This is a genomic window from Providencia sp. PROV122, from assembly GCF_028482365.1.
In the GTDB taxonomy this organism is placed as follows: Bacteria; Pseudomonadota; Gammaproteobacteria; order Enterobacterales; family Enterobacteriaceae; genus Providencia; species Providencia stuartii.
In genome coordinates this window covers 1-1,094 of the sequence record NZ_JAMPQI010000076.1, presented here as the reverse complement: position 1 = coordinate 1,094, position 1,094 = coordinate 1, and the positions used below count along the sequence as shown (strand labels likewise).

The following is a 1,094-nucleotide window of genomic DNA, read 5'->3' as shown; positions in this document are numbered from 1 at the left end:
TGATTATAAAACCATTGCCACCGTGTAGCATAGTCTTGTAATTCATCCAGTGATGAAAACAAGTATTGCCCTAACCACTCATAGCGGACTGTCCGATTATAACGCTCAATGTAAGCATTTTGCTGCGGATTACCTGGCTGGATAAAGTTTATTTTGATATCTTGCAGATTAGCCCATGATATCAATATATTACTGGTGTATTCTGGCCCATTATCACAGCGTATGGAAACCGGTTTTCCTTTCCACTCAATAAGTTGCTCTAGTACTCTTACAACCCGACTCGCCGGCAGGGAAAAATCCACTTCAATAGCTAATGCTTCACGATTAAAATCATCGATGATATTCAATAAACGGACTGAGCGCCCATCCGACAGTTGATCATGCATAAAGTCCATTGACCAACATTCATTGCTCGTTTCGGGTACCGTCAGTGGCTCGGGCTTATCCCGTTTTAGGCGTTTCTTCGGCTTTATTCGCATGTTCAGTGACAACGCACAATAAATTCGGTAAACCCTTTTGTGGTTAAATCTTAAGTTTTTTACGTTTCGAAGGTATAAAAAGCACAAGCCAAATCCCCAGTTGCGCTGGCTATCAGTGATGCGTATCAGCCAGTCAGCTATTGCTTCATTTTCTTTACTCAGTTTAGCTTGATAACGATAGCAACTTTCGCTCACTACAAATAACTGGCAGGCAAAACGTACGCTGATATTCCGTATTTTGACAGCTTCTTGCGCCATCCGCTTTCGATGCGATGGCTTCACCACTTTTTTGCCATAGCTTCCTGAATGATCTCAGCTTTCAACCTTTCTTCTGCATACATTTTTTTGAGGCGGCGATTTTCCTCTTCCAGTTCTTTCAAGCGGGTCATCATGGAAGCATCCATCCCACCAAAGCGTGAGCGCCACTTATAAAAACTGGCGTTGCTCATACCATGTTCGCGGCACAGTTCAGAAACAGGCGTTCCCGCCTCAGCTTGCTTAAGGATGGTGATAATTTGGCTATCGGTAAAACGTGCTTTTTTCATAGAGATCTCCTCAGTTCAGATTACGAGAAAATTCTACTTATTAATACACCGATTTTTCGGGGGGATTACC

At 42.9% G+C, this 1,094-nt stretch carries 1 protein-coding gene; it reads right to left on the bottom strand.

Annotated features, from left to right (window positions below; all coding sequences use genetic code 11):
* Positions 1-1,024, bottom strand: a protein-coding gene (locus PSE69_RS19800; RefSeq protein WP_272675354.1) for an IS3 family transposase whose coding sequence is annotated in 2 segments (ribosomal slippage) — positions 1-772 and positions 772-1,024 — 1,025 coding nt annotated over the 2 segments. Because the reading frame shifts where the segments join, the coding sequence is not laid out codon by codon here. This gene is flagged as partial in the annotation.
* Between the last annotated feature and the right edge of the window lie 70 nt (positions 1,025-1,094).